At 52.9% G+C, this 23,861-nt stretch carries 14 protein-coding genes; 5 read left to right on the plus strand and 9 right to left on the minus strand.

The genetic code is table 11. The features are described 5' to 3' along the window. Window positions 1-31 precede the first annotated feature (31 nt). The 3 genes from C12CBH8_RS08985 to addA all read left to right on the plus strand — a co-directional run bounded on the left by C12CBH8_RS08985 (window position 32) and on the right by addA (window position 7,824). Window positions 32-841, plus strand: a complete 810-nt coding sequence (locus tag C12CBH8_RS08985) for an amidohydrolase family protein (RefSeq protein WP_215533055.1) — start codon at window positions 32-34, stop codon at window positions 839-841. A gap of 118 nt (window positions 842-959) precedes the next feature. Beyond that, entirely contained in the window at window positions 960-4,310 is a 3,351-nt protein-coding gene (locus tag C12CBH8_RS08990; RefSeq protein WP_215533056.1) for a PD-(D/E)XK nuclease family protein, read from the plus strand. Continuing rightward, entirely contained in the window at window positions 4,303-7,824 is a 3,522-nt protein-coding gene (addA, locus tag C12CBH8_RS08995) for a helicase-exonuclease AddAB subunit AddA (RefSeq protein WP_215533057.1), read from the plus strand. The genes C12CBH8_RS08990 and addA overlap by 8 nt, the downstream gene beginning before the upstream one ends. A gap of 115 nt (window positions 7,825-7,939) precedes the next feature. On the opposite strand, the gene rpoD is transcribed toward addA, so the two are convergent. The 7 genes from rpoD to alr form a co-directional block, all read right to left on the minus strand. After that, window positions 7,940-9,037 (minus strand): RNA polymerase sigma factor RpoD, encoded by a 1,098-nt coding sequence (rpoD, locus tag C12CBH8_RS09000; RefSeq protein WP_099322599.1) that lies wholly within the window; start codon window positions 9,035-9,037, stop codon window positions 7,940-7,942. A 3-nt stretch (window positions 9,038-9,040) separates the two neighbouring features. Next, window positions 9,041-10,816 carry a DNA primase gene (gene dnaG, locus C12CBH8_RS09005; RefSeq protein ID WP_215533058.1) on the minus strand — a complete coding sequence of 592 codons (1,776 nt, stop codon included), beginning with the start codon at window positions 10,814-10,816 and terminating at the stop codon, window positions 9,041-9,043. A 105-nt stretch (window positions 10,817-10,921) separates the two neighbouring features. After that, a complete protein-coding gene (locus C12CBH8_RS09010; protein ID WP_090264587.1) occupies window positions 10,922-11,917 on the minus strand; it encodes a deoxyguanosinetriphosphate triphosphohydrolase in 996 nt (331 codons plus the stop codon). 116 nt (window positions 11,918-12,033) lie between these two features. Further along, window positions 12,034-12,672: a YigZ family protein gene (locus C12CBH8_RS09015; protein WP_215533059.1), complete on the minus strand. Its 639-nt coding sequence runs from the start codon at window positions 12,670-12,672 to the stop codon at window positions 12,034-12,036. Window positions 12,673-12,752: 80 nt separating this feature from the next. Then, the gene (gene rpmE / locus C12CBH8_RS09020; RefSeq protein ID WP_090264591.1) at window positions 12,753-12,959 is read right to left on the minus strand and encodes a 50S ribosomal protein L31; all 207 of its coding nucleotides are present in this window, start codon (window positions 12,957-12,959) and stop codon (window positions 12,753-12,755) included. Window positions 12,960-13,133: 174 nt separating this feature from the next. Further along, window positions 13,134-13,574 (minus strand): TM2 domain-containing protein, encoded by a 441-nt coding sequence (locus C12CBH8_RS09025; RefSeq protein WP_090264593.1) that lies wholly within the window; start codon window positions 13,572-13,574, stop codon window positions 13,134-13,136. Between the two features lie 169 nt (window positions 13,575-13,743). Beyond that, window positions 13,744-14,952: an alanine racemase gene (gene alr / locus C12CBH8_RS09030; protein WP_215533060.1), complete on the minus strand. Its 1,209-nt coding sequence runs from the start codon at window positions 14,950-14,952 to the stop codon at window positions 13,744-13,746. Between the two features lie 288 nt (window positions 14,953-15,240). On the opposite strand from alr, the gene C12CBH8_RS09035 reads away from it, so the two are divergent. Next, window positions 15,241-19,002: a phosphoribosylformylglycinamidine synthase gene (locus tag C12CBH8_RS09035; protein WP_215533061.1), complete on the plus strand. Its 3,762-nt coding sequence runs from the start codon at window positions 15,241-15,243 to the stop codon at window positions 19,000-19,002. Between the two features lie 85 nt (window positions 19,003-19,087). Here C12CBH8_RS09035 and C12CBH8_RS09040 read toward each other — a convergent pair whose 3' ends face one another. Together C12CBH8_RS09040 and C12CBH8_RS09045 are read right to left on the minus strand one after the other, a co-directional pair. Continuing rightward, entirely contained in the window at window positions 19,088-20,188 is a 1,101-nt protein-coding gene (locus C12CBH8_RS09040; protein WP_099322604.1) for a hypothetical protein, read from the minus strand. After that, entirely contained in the window at window positions 20,185-20,709 is a 525-nt protein-coding gene (locus C12CBH8_RS09045; RefSeq protein WP_090264601.1) for an RNA polymerase sigma factor, read from the minus strand. Before C12CBH8_RS09045 ends, C12CBH8_RS09040 begins: the two co-directional genes overlap by 4 nt. Before the next feature lie 489 nt (window positions 20,710-21,198). On the opposite strand from C12CBH8_RS09045, the gene C12CBH8_RS09050 reads away from it, so the two are divergent. Continuing rightward, window positions 21,199-23,841: a glycoside hydrolase family 130 protein gene (locus tag C12CBH8_RS09050; RefSeq protein ID WP_215533062.1), complete on the plus strand. Its 2,643-nt coding sequence runs from the start codon at window positions 21,199-21,201 to the stop codon at window positions 23,839-23,841. Window positions 23,842-23,861 lie beyond the last annotated feature (20 nt).

Below are 23,861 nucleotides of genomic sequence, written 5' to 3' on the forward strand. Positions count from 1 at the left end.
TGTATCCATCTTTTGAAAGAAGGCACTTTTCATGGTTATCGATTTTCACACCCACGTATTCCCTGATAAGATCGCCGGACGTACCATCGAGGTTTTAGAGGGCAATTCCAACTTCAAAGCCGCCATTCCTGGGACGCTGGACGCACTGCTCTCCTCCATGGAGCGCAATGCCATCGATCATTCGGTGGTGTTGCCCATCGCCACCAAGCCGTCCCAAACGGCTTCTATTTTGCGCTTTGCTGCCGAGATCGATAAATTACCCAACATCACATCCTTCGGCAGCGTCCACCCCGACAGCGACGATGTAAAAGGCGATATTCGCCGCATCAAAGAGGCGGGGCTCAAAGGTATTAAACTCCATCCGGACTACCAGGGCTTTTTCATCGACGACGTCAAGGCTGTGCGCACCATCGCCCTGGCGGCTGAGGAGGATTTGACGGTCATCGTCCACGCCGGGGAGGATATCGCTTTCCCGGATGTCCATCATTGTACGCCCCAGCGTATCCGCCGCATCCTGCCCGACATCAAGGGCTGCCGATTTGTGTGCGCCCACTTGGGCGGATGGCGGTACTGGGACGATGTGGAGCGGTATCTCACGGACACTGACGTCTACATCGACACCTGCTTTACCTTCGGCTGGTGCGAGACCGAGCAGATTGTGCGCATTCTCAAGAGCTTCAATCCCGACCGCATCCTGTTTGGAACCGACAGTCCCTGGGATGATCAGGGCAAAGCGGTGGAACGACTAAAGTCTGCAGGGCTTCCGGAGAATTTGCTTCAGAAGATCTTGCATCAAAACGCACAGGTTCTTTTAGGAATGTCTTCTGCTCAGGAAAAATAAGCTGTTGCGGCCGGTCAAATCGGCGTTATACATCGCAGTATGTCCAAAGGCTGTGGGAACTTGACCGTTCCGCAGCCTTTTTTGCCATTTTTATGATCCCAGGAAAAGGAGGGGTTTTGTGCTTCATCTCATGTTAGGCCGGGCTGGATTTGGAAAAACTTCCTGCATTCATCAGGAGCTGGCATCCCGGGTAAAAGAAGGTGAACAGCGTCTAATGCTGCTGGTTCCGGAACAATTTTCCTTTGAAAGCGAGCGGGCACTGCTTGCACTCCTAGGGCCGAAATTGGCTCAAGCCGTTCAGGTGGTCAGCTTTACCCGTTTGGCACAGCGTCTATTGCAGCAGGAGGGAGTCTCCTCTTCCAAGCGGCTGGACGACAGCGGCCGGGCCATGCTGATGAGTCTGGCCCTCTCCCAGGCTCAGGATCACTTAACCGTTTACCGTCCTCAGGCACAGACGCCGGGGATGATTCAGTCCATGCTTTCAGCATCGGCGGAATTCAAGATGTGCGGTATATCGCCGGATCAGCTTGGGGCGGTTTCCCATTCCTTATCCGGACCGCTGGGTTCCAAAATAGCTGATCTGTCTGCTGTACTTTCCCTATACGACGCCCTCGTATCCCAAAGCTATGTCGATCCCATGGACGATCTCACCCATTTTGCCTGCCTGCTCTCCCAAAAGCCTTTGCTTCAAGGATGGCAGATCTTCTTGGACGGCTTTAACGGTTTTACAGGCCAGGAATGGCTGGTAATCCGCCGGATGATGGAACAGGCGTCCGACCTGTGGGTTACGTTGTGCACCGACCGGTTGGACGATCCCGACAACAGTTCCGGATTGTTCTCCCCTGTTTCCGAGACCGGACGGAGTCTTCGTCGCATGGCAAAGGAAGCGGAAATCCCAGTAGCTTCTCCCGTCTATTTGAATGAGGCCGTGCGTTTTGCCTCCCCCTGTCTCAAAGAATTGGAGGAGAACATCTTCCGGTACGATTCTCTTCCCTGTGAATCCAGGCCTTCCGCCATCGTCCTCTACGAAGCGGCCGATCCCTTCGATGAGGCCGACTTTGTCGCCCGCTCCATTCATCGTCTCATCCGGGAACAAGGGTTGCGATACAAAAACATCGCCGTCATCGCCCGCTCCATTGATCCTTACCTGGGAATCCTGGACGAGGCGCTCCATCGGTACGGCATCCCGTGTTTTGCCGACCGCCGGGTGGAGGTGGAGACAAAACCATTGCCGCAGGCAGTGCTGTCGGCGTTGGAGGCGGTGAGCAGCCGATGGGACACCGGAGCTGTTTTGAGGGCCTGTAAGACAGGGTTCATGGGCCTCGGGACGGAGGACATTGCGAAGCTCGAAAACTATGTGCTTCTCTGGAAGATCTCTGGAAGCCGTTGGACAAGTCCCTGGCACGGCAATCCCCGGGGATTTGTGGAACAGGAAACCGAAGAGGATATCCTCGCCCTGGAGGCCATCAACGGACTGCGGGAAAGGGTCATGGCCCCCCTCCTTTCTTTGGAACAGGGTCTTACCGGTACGGGGGCGCAGATGGCGCAGGCTGTCTGGCACTTTTTGGAGGACGTCGCCGCTCCCGATACCTTGCGGGCCATGGTACAACAATTGGAATCCCGCGGAGAGCACGATTTGGCCGACCAGCTCAACCGCTCCTGGGATTCTGTGGTCGGCCTTCTGGACCAGGCTGTCGATACCCTGTCCAATGCCGACATGACGCCTTCTCGGTTCCGCGAACTGCTGCAATTGGCCCTGTCCACCTGCGACTTAGGTCACATTCCCCAGGGTTTGGATCAGGTTTCTTTGGGCAGCGCCGACCGGATGCGTCCGGCCGATGTAGAGGTGGCATTCCTGGTGGGCGCCAATGAAGGGGAATTCCCCGCTTCCAACACGTCGTCAGGGCTTTTGGGAGACAGCGAACGCAAGCAGTTGATCGCTTACGGACTCCCTTTGTCGGATACCGCCCAACATCGCGCCTGTGAGGAACAGTTTTTGGCCTATACCTCCCTGTTTGTCCCTTCCCATCAATTGTACGTCAGCTACACCCGCCAGAATGTCTCCGGGGAAAACACCCTTCCCTCCTCTCTCTTTTCCGAGATCCGTCGGTGTTTTCCATCCCTTCGCATCCAAACTACCCCGCAAGAACTGGAGGAGCTTATAGAAGCCGAGGCGCCGGCCTTCGATCAGTGCGCCTCCCATCTAAAGGACAACACTCCGAAAGCTGCCTCCTTGCGCGCCTATTTTTCCGCTTCTCCCCAATGGTCAGACCGGATGTCCGCCCTGTTCCGAGCCGCCGATGCATCGCCGATCGCTTTTTCCCATCCGGAAGGTGCCCGGGCCTTGTTCGGCGGATCCATGCGGTTGTCGGCCACCCGCATTGAGCAATACCATCTTTGCCGCTTTGCCTACTTTTGCAAATACGGGTTGTCCGCCAATGTGCGACGTCCAGCCGAGGTGGACGCCCTGGAATACGGCTCCATGACCCATTTTCTGTTGGAACATCTTTTGTCCCGGTTTGACAGCTCATCTTGGGAAGCTCTCTCCACCAGCGAGCAGTTCTCCTGCATTGAGGGGTTGGCCGACCAATACGTCTGCACTCGTCTGGGAGGGTGGGAGGATAAATCCCCCCGTTTCAAAGCCTTACTGCACCGTTTCACACGCTCCTGCCTGGCGCTGGCCCAGCATCTTTTTCGGGAACAAGAGCAAAGTTCTTTTATCCCTGTGGATTTTGAGTTGGCGGTTGGTCGGGACGGCGATGTAAAACCATTTACCCTCCTGCTGCCCGGCGGGGAACGCATCCAGGTAGAGGGAAAAATAGACCGGGTGGACATCATGCAGAAGGACGGCATATCCTACGTCCGGGTGGTGGACTACAAAACCGGCGTTAAGAAATTCCGGCTCTCCGACATTCTCTACGGCCTCAATATGCAAATGCTTCTTTACCTCATCGCTCTCTGGCGGGATAACTCCAAATACGGCTCTGTCGTGCCCGCAGGCATCCTCTACATGCCGGCCCTGGAATCGGCGGTGGAATTGGACCGTCATGCCGATTCCAAAGCGTTAGCCCTCAAAAAGACGGCCGGATTTAAAATGAACGGCCTTGTTTTGGATGATCCCACTGTGGTCCAGGGGATGGAACCGGGAGCTAAGGGAATCTTCATTCCGGTCAAGGCTCTCAAAAACGGCGGATTTGACGCCCGTTCCAGTCTGGCATCCCTGGCACAGCTGGGACGTATTGAAGAGCATATCCGGCTGATCTTAACCCAAATGGCTCAAAGCTTACAGAACGGCGACATCTCCGCCCTTCCCATCCAGGGAAGCGGCATAGACGCCTGCCAGTACTGCCCGTATCACGCTGTATGCGGCTGGGAAAAGGGCGATGCATCCCGCCCCTTTCAGACGATGAAAAACGACCAGGTTTTTGAAACCATCCGATGTGAGGAAGGAGGGACTTCTCATGAGTAGCGCCAAGTGGACATCCGACCAGAACGATGCCATCGTGACCCGTGGAGGATCCCTGTTGGTATCGGCGGCGGCCGGATCGGGAAAAACCGCTGTGTTGGTCCAGCGGGTCATCGAACGCATCACTGATCCCCAGCATCCCTGTGACATCGACCGTCTGTTGGTTGTGACCTTCACCCGGGCGGCGGCGGCTGAGATGCGGGGACGTGTGGCCGCGCGTTTGACGGAGCTGTTGTCCCAGAATCCACACGACTCCAATCTCCACCGCCAGAAGATGCTTCTGGGAAACGCCCATATTTGCACCGTCCACAGCTTCTGTGTGGACTTGGTGCGGGAGAATTTTCACCTTCTCCACATTGCCCCTGATTTTAAATTGGCTTCCGACGCTCAAATGGTGCTTCTGCGCGAGCAGGCTGCCGAACAGACCATCGAGCATTTCTATGCACTGGAACATTCCCCTTTTCCCGATCTGGCCGATCTACTGGGCGCCCGGCGCAACGATGCGCCTCTCGTTCGGGTGATGGACCGGTTGTATGAATTTGTTCGTTCCCACCCCTTCCCCGAACAGTGGATGCAAAAAAAGGCCGACGATTACCGCACCTCTCTCCCGGTCTGCGAAACCAAATGGGGAGCCGCTGCATTCGCCTATGCCCAAAGCGCTGTGGAATACTGTCGTGGGATTTTAAAATCCTGTCATGCATCCCTCGGCGTGGATCCTGTGGTAGACGCCGCCTTCTCCCCCTCCTTCTGCGCCATGGAGGACACCCTGGCACAGCTTGCCGCATGCCTAAACAAACAGCGGTGGGACGATTGCTACCATCTCCTTGAATCGGCGGCGTTTGAACGCCAAAAGCCCATCAAAAAAGGAGAGGGAGGCCCTCTTAAAGACCGGGCTGGAGCGGTAAAAAAGGAAATCTCGTCGATTCTTTCCCGCCTACAGGGCATCTTCTCCATGTCGGAACAGGAGTTTTGGGAGGATTTACAAGCTCTATCCCCGCTGGTGGACTCCCTTATGGGAGCGGTGTCTTTTTACAGCGATACCCTGGATTCCCTCAAGGCCGACCGCAAGCTTCTGGATTTTGGAGACCTGGAGCATTTGGCTTTGCGGGTATTGGTGCGCCCCGACGCCGATGGATATCGTCAAACGCAGGAAGCGGCCGAGCTGTCCTTCCGCTTTGACGAGGTGCTGGTAGACGAGTACCAGGACACCAACGAAGCCCAGGATATGATCTTTCGTGCGGTATCCCAAGGGGAATCCAATCTCTTTATGGTGGGAGACGTCAAGCAGAGCATTTACCGTTTCCGTCAGGCCATGCCGGAGATTTTCCTGCGGCGGCGGGATGCCTTCCCCCCTTTGAAAGAGGGACATTTTCCCGCACGCATTACATTGGACCGCAATTTTAGAAGCCGTAAAGGCGTCACCGACGGCGTCAATTTTGTCTTTTCTCAGCTGATGTCCCGGGAGCTGGGAGAACTGGATTATACCAAAGAGGAATCCCTTGTGTGCAGGGCAACCTATCCCTTTGATACCGACGACGTCACGGAGATGGCTATCATCTCCTACGACAGCGCTGAGGATTCCAGGGATCAGGCCGAAGCCCGATGGATTGCTTCCCGTATCCGTCGAATGGTGGATGAAAAGGTGCTGATCTCCGGACCGGAGGGACCGAGGCCGGCATCTTATCGGGACTTCTGCATCCTGCTGCGCAGCAAAGAAGCCCGGGCCCCTCTTTATGTAGAACAGTTAAAGCTTCAAGGCATCCCAGCTCATGCCGACGTATCGGGCGGCTTTTTTGAAACCAAGGAGATTGCCGCCATCCTTTCCCTGCTCCGCGTCATCGACAATCCGCTCCAGGATGTCCCTCTTTTGGCGGCGCTCATGTCACCTATCTTCGGCTTTACTCCCGATGATTTAGCCGATATCCGCCTCTCCGACAAAAGATGTCCCCTTTACACCGCTCTTGTGCAGTGTGGGGAGGATCATCCCAAATGCCGCCGTTTTTTGGACATCGTGGCTTCTCTGCGCACCTTGGCCGCCACTTTGCCGGCCGATCAACTGCTCATCCGCGTCTACGAACAGCTCTCTTATCCGGCTTTGGTACAAGCCATGCCGGGGGGGGAGATTCGCCGTCTCAATCTCAACCTCCTCCTGGACTACGCCCGTCGTTTCGAGCAAAATGGGCACAGGGGACTTAGTGATTTTATCCGATTCCTGGACCGTCTAGAGGAATCCGGCAGCGATCTCTCCCCTGCCAGCGCCCTCCCCCCCTCTGCCGATGTGGTACATATCTTGAGCATCCACGGTTCCAAGGGATTGGAATTCCCCGTCTGTATTGTGGCGGGATGCAGCGTATCCTTTAACCGCAGCGATGTCAGCGGAGCTTTCCTTCTCCATCCTGAGCTGGGCGTGGGATGCAAACGCCGCATGCCGGACGGGCGTCAGTTTACCACCTTGCCGCGGGAAGCGGTAGCCCTCGAGATCGAGCGTGGATTTTTATCGGAGGAGATGCGGGTTTTGTATGTGGCTATGACCCGTGCCAGGGAAAAGCTGATCCTCACCATGGCTTTAGAGGATCCGGAGGCCAGCGTATCGGCCCTGGCATCCAGCTTGCCGGAGACTGGCCCCATCCCGCCTTTTGTTCTTCGGAGATGCAAGGGGTATTCCGACTGGCTGATGTTGTGCGCTTTACGGCATCCTGATGGTCAAATCCTGCGGGATTTGGCCAATCGTCCCGGCCTTTCATCTGTGCCGGCAGAAGGCTCTTTGCTGGTGTCGCTGGAAGAGGCCCCTTCCATTTCTTCCCCAGCCGAGGATGAGTCGCTCCCAGCTGCCCCTGATTCGGAATTTACCCGTCTGATTCATGACCGGTTTGGCTGGAAGTATCCCTATGAACAACTAAGTCACATTCCCTCTAAACTGGCGGCTTCAGAGCTTCTCGCCCATCGCATCCGTCCAGAGGATGTGGCATCCTCCATCCCCGCCTTTGCCGAGGGACGTCCCTTGACCGCCGCCCAACGCGGCACGGTTCTTCACACCTTTCTACAGCTATCCGACTGGAAAAACGCCTCGTTGCATCCCGAGGAGGAGGTTGGACGTCTGGTGACTTCCGGACATCTCTCTCAAAAAGAGGCCGACTGCATTGATCTAGGCAAAGTCAAGCAGTTTTTTGAAAGCCCTCTCTATCGCCGCATCGTCCACGCCGATCGGGTGCATCGGGAGCTTCAGTTTCATGTTTTCCTTCCCCCATCTTATTTGGATCCTGACGTCTCGGACAGCAGTGATGAAAACGTCGTGCTCCAAGGCGTGGCCGATCTTGTGCTGGAGGAAAAGGATGGGCTGGTCCTGGTGGACTATAAAACCGATCATGTGTGGGATCCCGAGATTCTAAGACAGCGGTATACCATGCAGCTACGCCGTTACGCCTACGCCATGGAACAGGTTCTGGACAAGCCTGTCAAACAGCTCCTGCTTTACTCCTTCTCCCTGGGGCAGACCGTGGAAATCTTCAAACAATAGGCCAATATACAGCAAAAAGGACCGGGAATTAAAATATCCCGGTCCTTTTTGCTTTTCTCCTATAAAACGGCCCTGGACAGCTTATCCAGGGCCGAGAATCCTTTTCCTGTTGTGATTAATCCAAAAAGTCCTTGAGCTTTTTACTGCGGCTAGGATGACGTAGCTTACGCAGGGCCTTGGCCTCAATCTGACGGATGCGTTCACGGGTGACATTAAACTCCCGTCCCACTTCCTCCAAGGTGCGGGACCGGCCATCCTCTAAGCCGAACCGCAGACGCAGCACCTTCTCTTCGCGAGGTGTCAGAGTGCTGAGCACGGTGGAGAGCTGTTCTTTGAGCAGGGTATGGGATGCGGCTTCCGCCGGAGCGGGAGCATCGTCGTCCGGGATAAAGTCGCCCAAATGACTATCCTCTTCCTCGCCGATGGGGGTCTCCAAAGAAACCGGTTCCTGCGCCACACGCATAATTTCACGCACCTTGGTAACCGGCATATCCAGCTCTACCGCGATCTCTTCGGCTGTCGGCTCATGTCCGCTCTTATGCAGCAGGGAACTGCTGGCCTTTTTTACCTTATTGATGGTCTCCACCATATGCACCGGGATACGGATAGTACGGGCCTGGTCGGCAATGGCTCGGGTGATGGCCTGACGGATCCACCAGGTGGCGTAGGTGGAAAATTTAAAGCCTTTGGTATAATCAAACTTTTCCACCGCCTTGATGAGGCCCAAATTTCCCTCCTGGATCAGATCCAAAAACTGCATTCCCCGTCCCACATATCGCTTGGCGATGCTGACCACCAGACGCAAGTTTGCCTCTGACAAACGCTTGCGCGCAGCCGGATCTCCAGCCTGGATCCGCATAGCCAGCTCCACCTCTTCCTCCGGCGTCAGCAGCGGTACACGGCCGATTTCCTTGAGGTACACTTTGACCGGATCGTCAATGGCGATACCTTCCGTGCTCAATACGCTTTCCAAATCCTCGTCGTTTCCACCAGATTCGGATGCCAAAGCCACATCGGCCGCCGGATCACTGAAGTCATCTACAATCTCAATGTTCTGACTCTCTAGATTATCGTAGAGCTTTTCCATTTGCTCTGTATCAAAATCCAGCTCCTCTAAAGCGTCCAGAATCTCCTGCATGGTCAGCTTTCCCTTTACTTTTCCCTGATCCACCAGCTCTTTGAGGGCATTTTTCTTATTCTCAGTAGCGGCCATTGGTTAACATCCTTTCTTTTTCAGCGACGCGATATATGCAGCACATTCTTCCGGGCTCATGGAAGAAATGTCCTTTATTCGATTTTTCTCGTATTCCTGCAATATAGTTTCTATACAGTCATGCAGTTCTTGTAAGCTATCCCCTGTATTCTGAAGGGCGGCACGGCGGGCGGCAATTCCTGAAATACTGGACATTTCCTCCACCGAAAACTGTTCTCCCAAATCGGCAAGCAGCATAGCGGGATCGGCGATGCCCGCCTCCAGTTCTCTACAAACCGCCTCATAGACGCGGCGATGGAAGGAGGTAAGGAACCGATCGCTGGACAGCTTTGCTTGCACCCGGGATAGATAGTCGGGATTTTGCATGAGGATCGCTATGATCGTCTCCTCCGCCCGTGCGGCACGGGGATATTTGCTGCGTTCGGGATTGACCTGATCGGTATAGCCGGCTGTTTGTTTCTGGATTTCCCGAAACTGCTGGCGCTTTAGGATACGGCTGTTTTTCCGCCGCTGATCCCGGACTTGGCCGAGCAGCGTATCACGGGATACCGACAGCTCCTGAGCCAGACGTCCGGCGTAGATTTCACATTCCAACGCATTGTCAATGGTGGCAAGAACTTTGACGGCTTCTTCCAAATAACCTACGTTGCCTTCCGGTGTAGTCAGATCAAACCGGTTCTTGACCACCTGAAGCCGATAGGCTACATCCCCTTCGGCGCCCTCCACTAGCAACTGGAACCGTTCCGGGCCGTTGCGGCGGATAAATTCATCCGGATCCTTGCCGTCGGGCAGGTTGAGAAGCCGCACCTTTAACCCGGCATCCCGCAGGATACCAATATCCCGTGCCGCGGCCTTAACGCCTGCTTCATCGGCGTCCCCGGCAACTATCACCTCCGGCACATACCGGGCCATCAACCGGGCCTGCTGAGGCGTGAGGGCCGTCCCCAAAGCGGCCACGGCATTGCCGAATCCTGCCTGATGCATGGCGATAACGTCCATGTAACCCTCCGCCAAAATCAAAAATCCATTTTTGGCGTTTTTCGCCAAGTTCATGGCGAAGAGATTCATCGTCTTTTTGTACACCATAGTATCGGATGTGTTGATGTACTTGGGTTTGGTATCGTCCAGCACCCGCCCTCCAAAACCGATGACATTCCCTCTTAAATCGATAATGGGGAAAATAACCCTATTTCGGAATTTATCGTAATGTCCTCCGCTGCGGCGCGGGATAAGCAAGTCGGCCATCTGGGCCTCTTCTGGAGAATATCCCTTGGAACGGAGATAACGGGCTAGAGAATCCCAACTGTCCGGCGCGAAACCCAATCCAAACCGCTTGATGGTCTGGTCGGAAAGGCCCCGGCTGTGAAAATACTGAAGGCCTGCGGCCCCGGACGGCGTATAAAGCGTATGATAAAAGAAACGGGCGGCTGTCCGGTTAATCTCCAGGATGGAGGCCTTGAGCTTTGCCTGGCCGTCGTCAGCCTGGTCCTCCGGCATGGCAAGACCGGAACGTCCCGCCAAAAACCGCACCGCTTCCAAATAATCCAAATTCTCGATGCGGCGGATGAAGGTAATGGCATCCCCTGCCGCGCCGCATCCAAAACAGTAAAACGAGTTGTTTTCCGGATAAAGGGTAAAAGAAGGCGTCTTTTCGCTGTGGAAGGGACAAAGCCCTACCAAGTTCCTACCGCGCCGTTTTAAATTGACATAAGAGGAAACCACGCTTTCAATATCATTGCGGGCCTTGAGTTCCATCATAAAGCTCTCGGGCAACGGCAAAAAAAAGACCTCCCTTGCGAATTTTACAGTTCTGTATCCGGATGGTATCCTATGCGCCGGAAACCATTCCTATGCATCACCGGCTCTGATTGCGGTGCAATTTTGCTAAATGCTCCATCGTTTTGGCACATAAAGCGCCTCAAAGATCTGGACGGCGTATTGATCGCTCATGCCGGCGATATAATCCAAAGCGGCGCGTTCTCCCCCATCCCGATCCCGGATGACGGCAAATTCACCGGGGAGCTTGTCCGGATGCATGACAAAATGACAATAAAGATGCTGGATCAGGGCAATGGCCTTGCCCTCTTCGCTTTTGGCCTTGGGATTGGTGTACACCTGGTCAAACATAAAGCTGTGAAGCTGATCAAACTGCTTCTGGACTTCATCCCCTAAGCAGATGGTATCGACGCTGTGTTCCACCACAGAATTCACCAGCGTCGTGATGCGCTGTGTCCGGCTTCTGCCCAACACCCGATGGATCTCCTCTGGGATATCCTCCTCCCGCAGCACGCCGCCTCGGATGGCGTCCTCAATATCGTGGTTGATATAGGCGATGCGGTCGGCCAGACGAACCACTCGCCCCTCCAGAGTCGAGGCTTCCTCCCCGGTGGTATGTCGTTCGATGCCGTTGATGACCTCCCAGGTCAGATTCAGGCCACGTCCTTCCTTCTCCAGCTTTTGCACCACTCGGACACTCTGATCATAATGGGTAAACCCGCACGGCGAAACCTGACGCAACGCCCGTTCCCCCGCGTGTCCAAAGGGGGTATGTCCCAAATCGTGCCCCAAGCTGATGGCTTCAGTTAAATCCTCATTGAGCTGGAGAGCCCGGGCGATGGTCCTGGCCACCTGAGCAACCTCCAGCGTATGGGTCAGCCGAGTACGGTAATGATCCTTTTCCGGTGAAAGAAACACCTGTGTCTTATGTTTTAGACGGCGGAAAGCCTTACAGTGGAGAATGCGGTCTCGGTCCCGCTGAAACGGGGTTCTAAGAGGACATTCCTCCTCTGGACGTTCCCTTCCCTTGGTATCGGCTGAAAGCACTGCCTTAGACGATAAAAATTGAGCTTCAAATGCTTGTGTACGTTCCCGCACAGTCAAGACGCATCACCTCCATCGCAATCATTCCATTCATAGAATAAATACGACAAAACCGTCCCAAAACCCTGCCAAATAGGGCAACTTTTTTAAAATCAGCGATTTACACAGTTTTCCTCTCATCTATCAAAGCCTTTTTCACATGGCATATATCGAATCTCCGTCAGTCGGGGAATAATCTCTCCCCGCGTGGCATCGGCCAACGCTTTTTCCAAAGCCCCCACCTGTTCACATGGGATGGAAAAATTGACCACTACCACCATTCCAAACTGGGCGTCCTCCACCTTTCCCCCTAGCTGGGGGATGAGGGCAGAGATGCGGCCGTATTGGTTGTAGTCACAGGTCACCATTCCCAACTGGCAGGGCTGCATGGTGACAATTCCAGTGGCATCCACCGCCACCCGGGCGCCTTTGGAATAAGCCCGGACCAATCCTCCCGTCCCCAGCAATACGCCGCCAAAGTATCGGGTGACCACCACCGCTACATCGGTAAGCCCCGCCCCCAATAACACGTCCAGCATGGGGACGCCGGCAGTACCTTGAGGTTCCCCGTCGTCGGAATACCGACGGGTCTGCCCCTCCCGGAGCACGTAGGCATAACAGTTATGGGTTGCGTCCCAGTGTTTTGCACGCATCTCGTTGATGAAATCCAACGCCTGTTGTTCAGTAGTCACCGGGCGGATCCGGCCGATAAACCGGGACCTCTTTTCTACAAATTCATCCTCGCCGGGATGTAAAATCGTCAAATAGGGTCTCATACTCATCCACTCACCCTTTGCCTCAAGCGGAAAAAAGGGCGGCGTAACTCTACAGTACGCCGCCCTTCAACCAGAAGCAATTATTTATCCTGCATATTGAAGCGCTTCTTGAAACGATCGACACGTCCGCCAGTGTCTACCAGCTTCTGCTTGCCGGTAAAGAAAGGATGGCACTTGGAGCAGATTTCAACGCGGATATCCTTTTTGGTAGAACGAGTCTCAATTACCTCACCGCATGCGCAGCGGATGGTAGTGGCTTCATACTTGGGATGGATGTTTTCCTTCATTCTTGTCACCTCTTTCATGACCATATCGCTAGTATTTCTAATCTATCACAATCCGCACTAAAATGCAAGGAAAAAATACATTTTTAACGCATCTTACCTTCAACCGGTCTCCCAGACATCAAAAAAGGCCGCTTTTTTCCAAAACAGCCTCGTTTTTGACCGGGACAAAACTCATCAGTTACTCAGGGGAACGCCGTCGGCATCACAGGTAATGGAACCTGCAAGGATCATAATACCTTCCACCAGGCCCCAGATCCCGGACACCACTGGACCCAGACCACAAAGGAGGATGCCCACTGTACCGAGCAAAATCTGGATGATGGCTTTGTTGGTATATCCCAGGTAGAAGTTATGCACTCCCAATGCTCCCAGGAAAATGCCCAGCAATCCCGCTGCTATTTTTGACTTTTGCTGCGCATAAGGGGAAGCCGGCTGATACTGGGGCGGATAAGGCTGCTTGGTGGACGCACCACAATGAACGCACACCACAGCCATGGGATCGGTCTGCTGACCGCAGTTGGCACAATAACGATCCCCTTGTCCCGCCGGCACTCCGCACTGGGGACAAACATACGCTCCATTTGGCAACTGCGCTCCACAATTTTTGCAGTACACAGCAACACCTCCTAATTCTCAGGCTAAAGGCCGTCCCTCTCTGCACAACGCAAAAAAGGAACAGAACCCTATTGTTTCATCGCTACGCAACTTCTTGTCATCGCTGCCATAACCGTCATGAACAAAATTCACAGCATACGATAATCAATCCCATTATATCGTATCCTCGTCAAAAATTCAACGGCATTGTAGAATCTGGCAGAATATAGTTGAGCTGCTCCACCTTTTTCCCGTGACGCAGATAGATACGCGGCACCCGTTTTCCAATCAGGCACATGGTCTCATAATTGATGGTTCCGGCAAGTCCCGATACCTCTTCCATGGGCAGGAACGCACCGTGATCGCGGCCGAATACCGTTACCGTCATGCCGGGCCTTGCCTCCTGGTTGCCGCTGACGTCCAGCATCAGCTGATCCATACACACCCGGCCAATGACCCGTGCACGCTGTCCTGCCACCAGCATATCCGCCCGGGAGGAAAGTCCCCGGGGATACCCGTCGGCATATCCGATGGGCACGGTGGCAATGCGGGTCGTTCTTTTTGTTTCAAAGGTCCGGGAATAGCTGACGGTATTGCCCGGCTCTACCTCCTTGACCTGCGAAATGACCGTTTTCAGCTCCATGGCGGGATGCAGATCCAATGGAATATCCATTTGATCGGAAGGGGCGTTGCCGTATAAAATGATACCGGGACGCACCATATCCAAATGCATCTCGGGATGGGACATAACAGCGGCGCTGTTGCAGCAATGGCGCAGCTGAAATGCAATGCCCTTCTCCTCCAGCTTCCCAACGGCCTCCATAAACAGTTCATATTGCCTTTCGGTAAAGGGTTCTTGTTCCCGGTCGTCCGCGGCGGCAAAATGGGTAAAAATCCCTTCGGCACAAAGTCCCGGAAGGCCGCTGACTTCCACCATCTCATCGATGGCCTGGCAGTCTTTTTCCTCATCGTGATAAAGGAATCCGATGCGGCTCATGCCGGTATCCACCTTTATATGCATCTTGACTGTGACATCCGCCTCTTCCGCTTTGAGGGAAAGGGCTTTTGCATATTCCAAAGAAAATACCGTCTGGGAAATGCCGTTTTGCGATAATGTTTCCGCCTTGCTGGGAGGCGTATATCCCAAAATCAGGATGGGCTGCTGGATCCCTCCTTCCCGCAGCTGTAAGGCCTCCTCCAAGTTGGAGACGCCGAACCATTCGGCTCCCAGATGAGCCAATTCCTGTGCCACTGGAATGGCTCCATGTCCATATCCATCGGCCTTGACCACGCACATCATACGGCTCCCCGGCGTCAATGCCCCGCGGATCTGATGATAATTGTGTTCCAAAGCGTCTAAATTGATTTCCGCCCAGGTGCGTTTTAAATAATTAACCATTCCTTCCGGCTCCTATTGCATCCAATATAAAATCGATTGAAATATTCTGTCGGCCAAAGAGGTTCCCGTCCTTTGGCGACTTTTTCTATTATATGCGCATGCATCCCCATTTTCAACCGCCTGCCCGGTAAAAGTTGCATGGGCTGATTTCCTCTTTTCTTGTTTCAAAAATGCGCCATCTCTTTGCAATCCTCGACGTTTTATGCTATCCTATAGAATAGAATGATTTTGCTTTTGTCGAGTGGTTTTTGCAAAAACAACTTTATGAAAAACAAAGGAGCTTGTAACATGTCAGTACTGCGGGTGTATGTGGAAAAGCGGCCGGGTTTCGACATTGAAGCCCACCATATTCTCTCCGATTTGCAGGAGCATCTGGGGCTTCGCGCCTTAACCGGCCTGCGTCTAGCCAACCGTTACGACGTTGAAGGACTTTCGGCCGGTCAGTTTGAGTCGGCTAAGGTCACTGTTTTTTCCGAACCCAATCAGGATTTTGTGTACGATGAGAGGTGGCCTACCGATGGCCAACGGGTATTTGCCATCGAATATCTGCCCGGTCAATACGATCAGCGGGCCGATTCAGCCGCCCAGTGCATCCAGCTGCTCACCCAGGGGGAACGTCCCAAGGTGACAAACGCCAGGGTCTATGCGCTGGAAGGGGACATCTCCGATGAAGATTTTGAGCGGATCCAGCATTATCTGGTAAACCCGGTGGAATCCCGCATTGCCTCCATGGAGAAACCGGAAAATCTGGACATGGAAGTGGAATATCCCGGCGACGTGCCGTTGGTAGAGGGCTTTATCCGCATGGATGCCGACGCCATCGCCCAGTATTGGAAACAGATGGGCTTTGCTATGAGCGTAGAGGATCTGCGCTTCTGCCAGGATTATTTCCGCGATACCGAACGCCGTGATCCCACCGTCACAGAACTGCGGGTCATCGACACCTATTGGTCGGATCACTGCCGCCATACCACTTTCCTGACCAAACTGGACGATATCAAGGTGGAGCCCGGCCGTTATGCCGCGGCGGTGGAACAGGCCATTGCCGATTATTTTGCCGTCCGGGAAGACCTTTACGGCAAACGGGAGAAAAACGTCTGTCTGATGGATATGGCGGTTATCGGCGCCAAATATTTGAGAAAGCAGGGTAAAATTCCTGATCTGGATGTCTCGGAAGAAATCAATGCCTGCTCCATCCAAGTGCCGGTGGAAATCGACGGCAAAACCGAACAATGGCTGGTGCAGTTTAAGAACGAAACCCACAACCATCCCACCGAAATCGAACCCTTCGGCGGTGCAGCCACCTGTTTGGGCGGCGCCATCCGCGATCCCTTATCCGGCCGCGCCTATGTGTACCAGGCTATGCGCGTCACTGGTTCGGGCGATCCCACCGCCAAGATGGAAGATACCATTCCCGGCAAGCTGCCTCAGCGTAAAATCACCACGGGCGCTGCTTCCGGCTACTCCTCCTACGGCAACCAGATCGGCCTGGCCACCGGCCAAGTCACCGAACTCTATCATCCCGGCTACATGGCCAAACGTCTGGAGATCGGCGCTGTAGTCGGCGCTTCTCCCAAGGAAAACGTGATGCGGGGCGTACCAGAGCCTGGGGATACCATCGTCCTACTGGGCGGACGTACCGGTCGTGACGGATGCGGCGGCGCTACCGGTTCCTCCAAGGCCCACACCGATGAATCCCTTACCACTTGCGGCGCTGAGGTCCAGAAGGGCAATCCTCCCATCGAGAGGAAATTACAGCGTCTCTTCCGCAATCCGGAGGTGTCCACCCTCATCAAACGGTGCAATGACTTCGGCGCCGGCGGCGTGTGCGTCGCCATCGGCGAACTGGCCGACGGTCTGCGCATCAATTTGGACAGCGTCCCCCGCAAATACGAGGGCCTGGACGGTACAGAGCTTGCCATCTCGGAATCCCAGGAACGTATGGCGGTGGTTCTGGATTCCGACGACGTCCATACCTTCATCGAAGCGGCGGATGCGGAAAATCTGGAGGCTACGCCGGTGGCCGTCGTGACAGGCGACGACCGTTTGCGCATGACCTGGCGCGACGACGTCATTGTGGATATCTCCCGCGATTTTCTCAACACCAACGGCGTCACCCAGCATGCATCGGCCGTCATTACCCCTGCCGATCCGGATGCCTGCTATTTACAACAGGTTCCAGAGGAACTGAAAGGTAAAAACATGCGGGACACCATGCTGCAAAATATGTCCCGGTTGGAAGTGTGTTGTCAAAAGGGCCTTTCCGAGATGTTCGACGCCTCCATCGGCGCGGCATCGGTGCTCATGCCTTTTGCCGGCAAGTATCAGCTGACCCCTGAAGAAGCGATGGTGGCAAAGCTCCCCCTGCTCAAAGGGCAAACCGATGACGCCACTGTCATGGGCTACGGTTTTATCCCCAAAGTATCCCAGTGGAGCCCCTTCCACGGCGCTGCATGGGCTGTGGTGGAATCCCTCTCTAAGCTGGCAGCTGTAGGCGCCGACGCTTTGAGCGCTCGTCTCACCTTCCAGGAATACTTTGAACGTCTTCACGACGTACCTCAGCGTTGGGGCAAGCCCACTTCGGCACTGTTGGGCGCTTTGACAGCCCAGCTCAAATTAGGTATCCCCTCCATCGGCGGCAAGGACAGTATGTCCGGTTCCTTCAATGAGCTGGATGTCCCTCCCACCTTGGTGAGCTTTGCCTTGGCCATGACCAAAGCAAGCCGTACCATCTCGGCGGCCTTCCAGCAGCCCGGATCCCGTGTGGTATGCCTACCCATCCCCACTGACCCAGACACCATGCTGCCCGATTGGGATCAGCTTAAAGCGTATTACCAGACGGTATTTGATTGGAGCGAAAACGGCGCGATTCGTTCGGCCTCTGTCGTCCGGGAGGGCGGCGTGGCTGCTGGTGTAGCCCGTATGTCCTTCGGCAACCGCATCGGCTTAGCCTTTGCCGGCTCTCCTGATGAAGTCCAGTTGTTTGCCCCCCGTGAAGGCTCCCTGGTTCTGGAATTGGATGACGACGTCATTCTTCCTAAGGATTTCGCTGTGGAAAACCTGGGCACTACCACTACACAAGCCGCACTCTGCATCGGTGAGGAAACCATCTCCATTGATGAGCTACAAAGTGCTTGGATGGGCAAACTAGAAAAAGTATTCCCCGTCTTTGCCCCCGATGCCCCCGACTATGGCATGCAGGTTCCGCTGTTTGATAAACGTCCTTCCTATTCTCCTTCTATCAAGGAAGCAAAACCCCGGGTACTGATTCCAGTATTCCCCGGTACCAACTGTGAAATCGATACCGCCCGCGCCTTTGAAAAGGCCGGCGCCATCCCGGAGATTGTGGTGGTCAACAACCTGACCGCTTACGGTATTGAACAGACCATCGACCGTTTGGCAGATCGCATTAAACAATGTCAGATGATTATGCTACCCGGCGGTTTTTCCGGTGGCGATGAACCGGATGGTTCCGGTAAGTTTATCGCCACCACTCTGCGCAATCCCCGGATTGCCGAAGCCATTCAAGACCTTCTGAAAAATCGCGATGGATTGATGCTGGGTATTTGTAACGGCTTCCAGGCTCTCATTAAATTGGGTCTTCTCCCTCACGGCGAGATCCGTGACGTCACCCCCGAAGATCCCACCCTGACCTTTAACACATTGGGCCGTCACGTCTCCCGCATGGTATATACTCGTGTGACCTCGGTCAAATCACCGTGGCTCTCCCTGGTGAATGCAGGTGATATCCACACAGTACCGGTATCCCACGGCGAAGGCCGTTTTGTCGCCAGCAAAGAGGTCATGGAACGCCTCATTCAGAATGGCCAAATTGCCTTCCAGTACGTGGATCCCGACGGCATTCCCAGCAATCACATCAACTGGAATCCTAACGGTTCGGTATGTGCAGTGGAGGGAATTTGCAGTCCCGATGGCCGCATCTTGGGCAAGATGGGACATTCCGAACGCAAAGGTACCGATCTTTATAAAAATGTCCCCGGTGAAAAGGATCAGCTTTTGTTTGAATCAGGTGTGCAGTATTTTAAATAAGGTGTATTCCTTCATCAGGATGCAGAAAAGCCGGCAGGATTTACCTGCCGGCTTTTCTTATTTAGGAGGGTTGGACATCGATGGGTTATTGCACATTTTCCAGCATACTCTGGGCAATGGCAATAATCTCATCTTTTGAAAGAGTAGTGGCTTCGATATGAATCCTCAGATATTCAGATTTTTGTACTATATCGGACGGATACGATTCTGTACACGCTATCCCGCTGTATTGTTCATATTCTGCATCACAAAAATTCCAAAACTGAAATGTCTCAACCTCAATAGGCGAAGCCAGTTTTTTATAAAAATCAATGGAAGTAAAAAGACCTTCATTATCGTCTATAACATGTATTAACTCAAAGTTTTCATTACCCTCCCAGTATTGGCTCCCTTCAAAATAAGATGATGTCTCCAGATTGGTACTAATTCGAATGAATTTACCTACTTCTGAACTAAATTCAGCTTGCATATTATCTCCACTTATTTCCGGTTCGCTTGTTTGATAGTAGAAGGCCACAAAATCATCTGTTTCAGAGATATGCAGGGTATCCTTTAAAATATCACTTTCAGTCACATCATAAGATACACTTCCATTTTTAAATTGATATTCTTCTGGTAAACTCGGCGGCTGGAGTGAAACCGATGCACTATTTAGGTAAGAGTAATACTCTTGTGCATCTTTTAGCTCATAAAAATTGCCACTACCATATCCTCCTGCACATATATGCTGATTGGTATTGTAGATGAAACAGATTTCATTTTCTTGCATTTGGGATCTAATCTCGTCCCATTGTTTTTGCTCTTCCTCCTGCTGCTGTTGCTGTAAAAGTTCTTCTGATTCAGAACTTTCGTCTACCAAAGACGATTCAGAATCCAAAGATGGCTCGATTGCCAGTGACGACGCCCCTTCACTGGTTTCGTCCCTTTCCATATCATTACCGGCTAGTGGAAGGACACTGCTTCCCGGATCAACCCATTTTCCCTGACTCAGGTTGGTAATGGCAATAACCGACACCAAGCTGACCACTACCAAAAGGGAAACGGCCATCACAGCCACTTTTCGAAGCGGTACAACCTCGCAGCGATTGTTTTTCTCTTGGAGCACGGCAGAGGCAATGTCATATTCTGGTGTCTCGATCGACTCAAATGCGCGCTTGATATCCTGTTCGTCACGATCCATCATCATTTTTGCTCCTCCAATCTTGCGTAGTATTCATTGGTTTCCTTTAAGTACTTGGCCATGGCTTTCTTTGCCCGTTCAAACTGCTTTCGCAAAGCGGCCTCCGATTTGTTGTGGATTCTGGAAAGCTCTGCATACGATCGTTCCTCCATGATCCGGCCGTACAACAATGCTCGGTCGGAGGCGGAGATCTTTCGCAATGCTTTCCGGCAATCCTCACTCATGGTGTCGGATGTCTGATGGGATGGGGCCTCAAAAAGCAATAATTTCCTTTTTCGTACAAGATCGATGCAGGTGGTATAGGCAATACGCCTAAGCCATGCTGACATAGAGGTTCCCGGCTGGAAACTCTTCCTTTGATCGTAGGCTTTGAGAAACGTCATTTGCACCGCATCCTGCGCTTCATGGTAATCGCACAGGATTTGGTGGCAATACCGGAGCAGTGCATGACCATACTGATGGATGACTTCTTCTAAAGCTTCTTCAATCCCCTCCTGAAACGCCGCTTCTAAATTGTAGAGCTTCATTGCTACACCTCCTGTTTTTTCTTTCTTCCCTTCAAAAGCCTTTCACTCTATAAACGAATTTCAAAAGTGTTTTGTGACATATTTTTAGTTTTTTCTTTCTTTTCATAATATTTTACCGCTTTTCACCTAGTTTTCAAATAAGTGTGAAAACTATCCTCTCTGCGTTTTCAGACTGCTTGCCAAATTCTGTATTATAATTTTTTATAATTTATTTTTATTGCACATCTTTTTTCCTCTCTATTATCTTATCTTACTAAAAAATCTTTTATTAGGTATTATAGTTCAATTTATCCTATTATTAAATCAATAAAATATCTAATTGTAACAGGTATCTTCGTTGACTTTCCAATTTCACCATGATATACTAAGTTTGTTGTGTGTAACGTCTAAAAACACATGCAAAATACACACATTTTTATTGTGAAAGGAGGCAAAGTAACGATTTCTAAACCTGTCTAGGAAAAATTGTAGTAAGTAGGAGGATGTGACATGAAACTGAAGAAGTTGACGGCTCTGGTCCTGAGTCTGGCTTTGATCATGGGAATCTTCGCTGTATCGGTTACAGCCGCTGGTTCTGTACAAAGCGTCCAGTTGGATCAGAGTACCATTACCCTGGACGTCGGGGAAGTCGGGCTGCTCAAAGCCACTGTCACCCCTGGCGACAACACCACGGATAAAGTGAATTTTACTTCCACAGATCCGTCGGTTACCATCGGCGATGTGGTCTATAATGACGCCACCGGCGAAACCACCTTGGCCATCACCGGCGACCATGCTGGTACGGCTACCATCATTGCGATTTCAGAAGACGGCTTTAAAACCGCTACCTGTGCCGTCACCGTCAAGGAAAAAATAGGTGAAGGCGAGGTTGTAAACCACACCCTCAAGGGCGGTACTGCCACTGCCAGCGACACCACTTCCCCTGTTGCAGAACAGCCCAGCAAGGCTTTCGATAACAAGCGGGATACAAAATGGCTGGTATTTAACGACAAAGCTTGGATCCAATTCCAGTTTAACGACGGCAACCGCTATGTCGTCAACCATTACGCCTTGGTATCTGCCAACGACGACCCCATCCGCGACCCTGTGGACTGGGAATTCCTCGGTTCCAACGACGGCATCAACTGGGATGTTCTGGATACCCAGTCCGATCAAGCTTTTGAGGGACGTAAACTCAAGAGAATTTTTGAAATCGACAACACCCAGGCTTATGAATACTATCGCCTCAACATCACCCGCAACAATACCGATTCCCGTATTCAGCTGGCTGAAATCCAGCTGCTGGAATATGGCGAAGATAAATCCTGGGCTCTCGGACCTTTCGAGAAGTTGGATGAGAACAATCCTATCTTGACCCCCAACAGCGAGGATTCCTTTATTGATCCGGTCACCGGCAATGAAGTTTTCTGGTCGGAAAAAGCCCTCTATAATCCTGCCGCTGTGGTGAAGGATGGCGTAGTCAATGTCCTGTACCGCTCCCAGAACAACGCTTTGACCTCTCATGTAGGCCTGGCCACCTCCACCGACGGCATTACCTTCGACCATCTCAGCACGCCTGTCCTGTATCCCGACAACGACGACATGCTGGTCTATGAAAAGAACGGCGGTTGTGAGGATCCCCGCGTCGTCAAGGGCGAGGACGGCACTTACATTATGACCTATACCGCTTATGACAAGAGTCTTCCGCGTCTGGCTGTGGCTACCTCCACCGACCTGGTCAACTGGACCAAACAGGGACTGGCCTTTAACGACGCCTACGACGGCAAGTACAAGAATACCCACTCCAAATCCGGCTCCATCATTTGCGACCTGGTCGGTGAAGAACTGATTGCAAAAAAGATCGACGGTAAATATTGGATGTACTGGGGCGAAAGCGACCTGTTTATGGCCACTTCCGACGACCTGATTCACTGGACACCTGTGCAAGATGAAAGCGGAAATTTGCTATCGGTTATGAAACCCCGCAAAGGTTCCTTCGACAGCTATCTGGTCGAACCCGGCCCTCCCGCCATCTATACGGAAAACGGCATTCTGTTGATCTACAACTGCGCCAATGACGATCCTAACAACGGCGGCGATCCCATGCTTCCCAACCGGGCCTATTGCCCTGGCCAGGCTCTGTTTGATGCAGCCGATCCCACTCAGCTGGTAGACCGCACCAATACCTACTTTATGTACCCTGAAAAGGACTATGAACTGGAAGGCTTAGTCAACAACGTCTGCTTCGTGGAAGGCCTTGTGTACTTCCAGGACGCCTGGTACCTCTACTATGGTACGGCTGATTCCCGTCTGGCTGTGGCAAAATTTGATCCTGATTCAGTCGTCCCCGTCAGCAAAGACTCTCTCAACGCCGCTATTGAAGATGCCGGCAATCTGAACGGCAACCTCTTTACGGAAGAAAGTATGAATCTTTTGTCCACCGTCCTGAACTGGGTACAGACCGTCTCGGAAGACGAGAATGCAACCCAGGCTGAAGTGGACGAAGCTTTAGCCCTGCTCAACAATGCACGTGATTCCATGGTCATGGTGGGAACGGTTACCGCTTCCACTGATAAGGAATATTACGATGTAAATGAGCCTATCACCATCACGGTCCGCACCCCTATCAATATCTCCGGCCTGCGCCTGAAAAACGAAAACGATCGTTATGTCACTGTAAACAAGGTCAAGAGCGTCCTTCGCGACGACGTCAAAGAATGGACCATTGTGACCTCTGTAGGCTCTAAGGGCCTTGGCCGTACTCTCAGCATCTGGATGTCCGATCTTGAGTCCCACACTTGGGTGGATTCCGGAGCCTCGGTAACATTTGACTGCGGCTATCAGGCTCCCTCTGTGACTCCGACGCTGCTTTCGGCCTCCCTGACCGATGAAGGACCCTTTGTGGTCAATGAAGAGTTTTCTCTCACGGTAACCACTTCCACCGGCGTGGACAAGCTCTATCTCAAGAATGAGCGTGGCGGTTACCTGACCAACACTGCCACCTATGAGGATGAAGGCGATATCCGCACCTGGACCGTTACCTTGTGGGTAGGCAGCGCCGGCAGCCGTGAGATGTTTATCAGCGGCAGATCTACGGATGGTTCCGTCTTAGACCAGGAACTGACTCTGCGGTTTGATGTGACCAAATCATAACGAGACAAAGAAGGAGGATT

Source organism: Solibaculum mannosilyticum (assembly GCF_015140235.1).
Taxonomy (GTDB): domain Bacteria; phylum Bacillota; class Clostridia; order Oscillospirales; family Acutalibacteraceae; genus Solibaculum; species Solibaculum mannosilyticum.

Bases quoted from the DNA above. Each gene is read 5' to 3' on its own strand.
- C12CBH8_RS09040 (WP_099322604.1), bottom strand. From the start codon at position 20,188: ATGATGATGGATCGTGACGAACAGGATATCAAGCGCGCATTTGAGTCG.
- C12CBH8_RS09035 (WP_215533061.1), top strand. From the start codon at position 15,241: ATGTCAGTACTGCGGGTGTATGTGGAAAAGCGGCCGGGTTTCGACATT.
- C12CBH8_RS09050 (WP_215533062.1), top strand. From the start codon at position 21,199: ATGAAACTGAAGAAGTTGACGGCTCTGGTCCTGAGTCTGGCTTTGATC.
- alr (WP_215533060.1), bottom strand. From the start codon at position 14,952: ATGGTTAATTATTTAAAACGCACCTGGGCGGAAATCAATTTAGACGCT.
- C12CBH8_RS08985 (WP_215533055.1), top strand. From the start codon at position 32: ATGGTTATCGATTTTCACACCCACGTATTCCCTGATAAGATCGCCGGA.
- rpmE (WP_090264591.1), bottom strand. From the start codon at position 12,959: ATGAAGGAAAACATCCATCCCAAGTATGAAGCCACTACCATCCGCTGC.
- rpoD (WP_099322599.1), bottom strand. From the start codon at position 9,037: ATGGCCGCTACTGAGAATAAGAAAAATGCCCTCAAAGAGCTGGTGGAT.
- C12CBH8_RS09015 (WP_215533059.1), bottom strand. From the start codon at position 12,672: ATGAGACCCTATTTGACGATTTTACATCCCGGCGAGGATGAATTTGTA.
- C12CBH8_RS09045 (WP_090264601.1), bottom strand. From the start codon at position 20,709: ATGAAGCTCTACAATTTAGAAGCGGCGTTTCAGGAGGGGATTGAAGAA.
- addA (WP_215533057.1), top strand. From the start codon at position 4,303: ATGAGTAGCGCCAAGTGGACATCCGACCAGAACGATGCCATCGTGACC.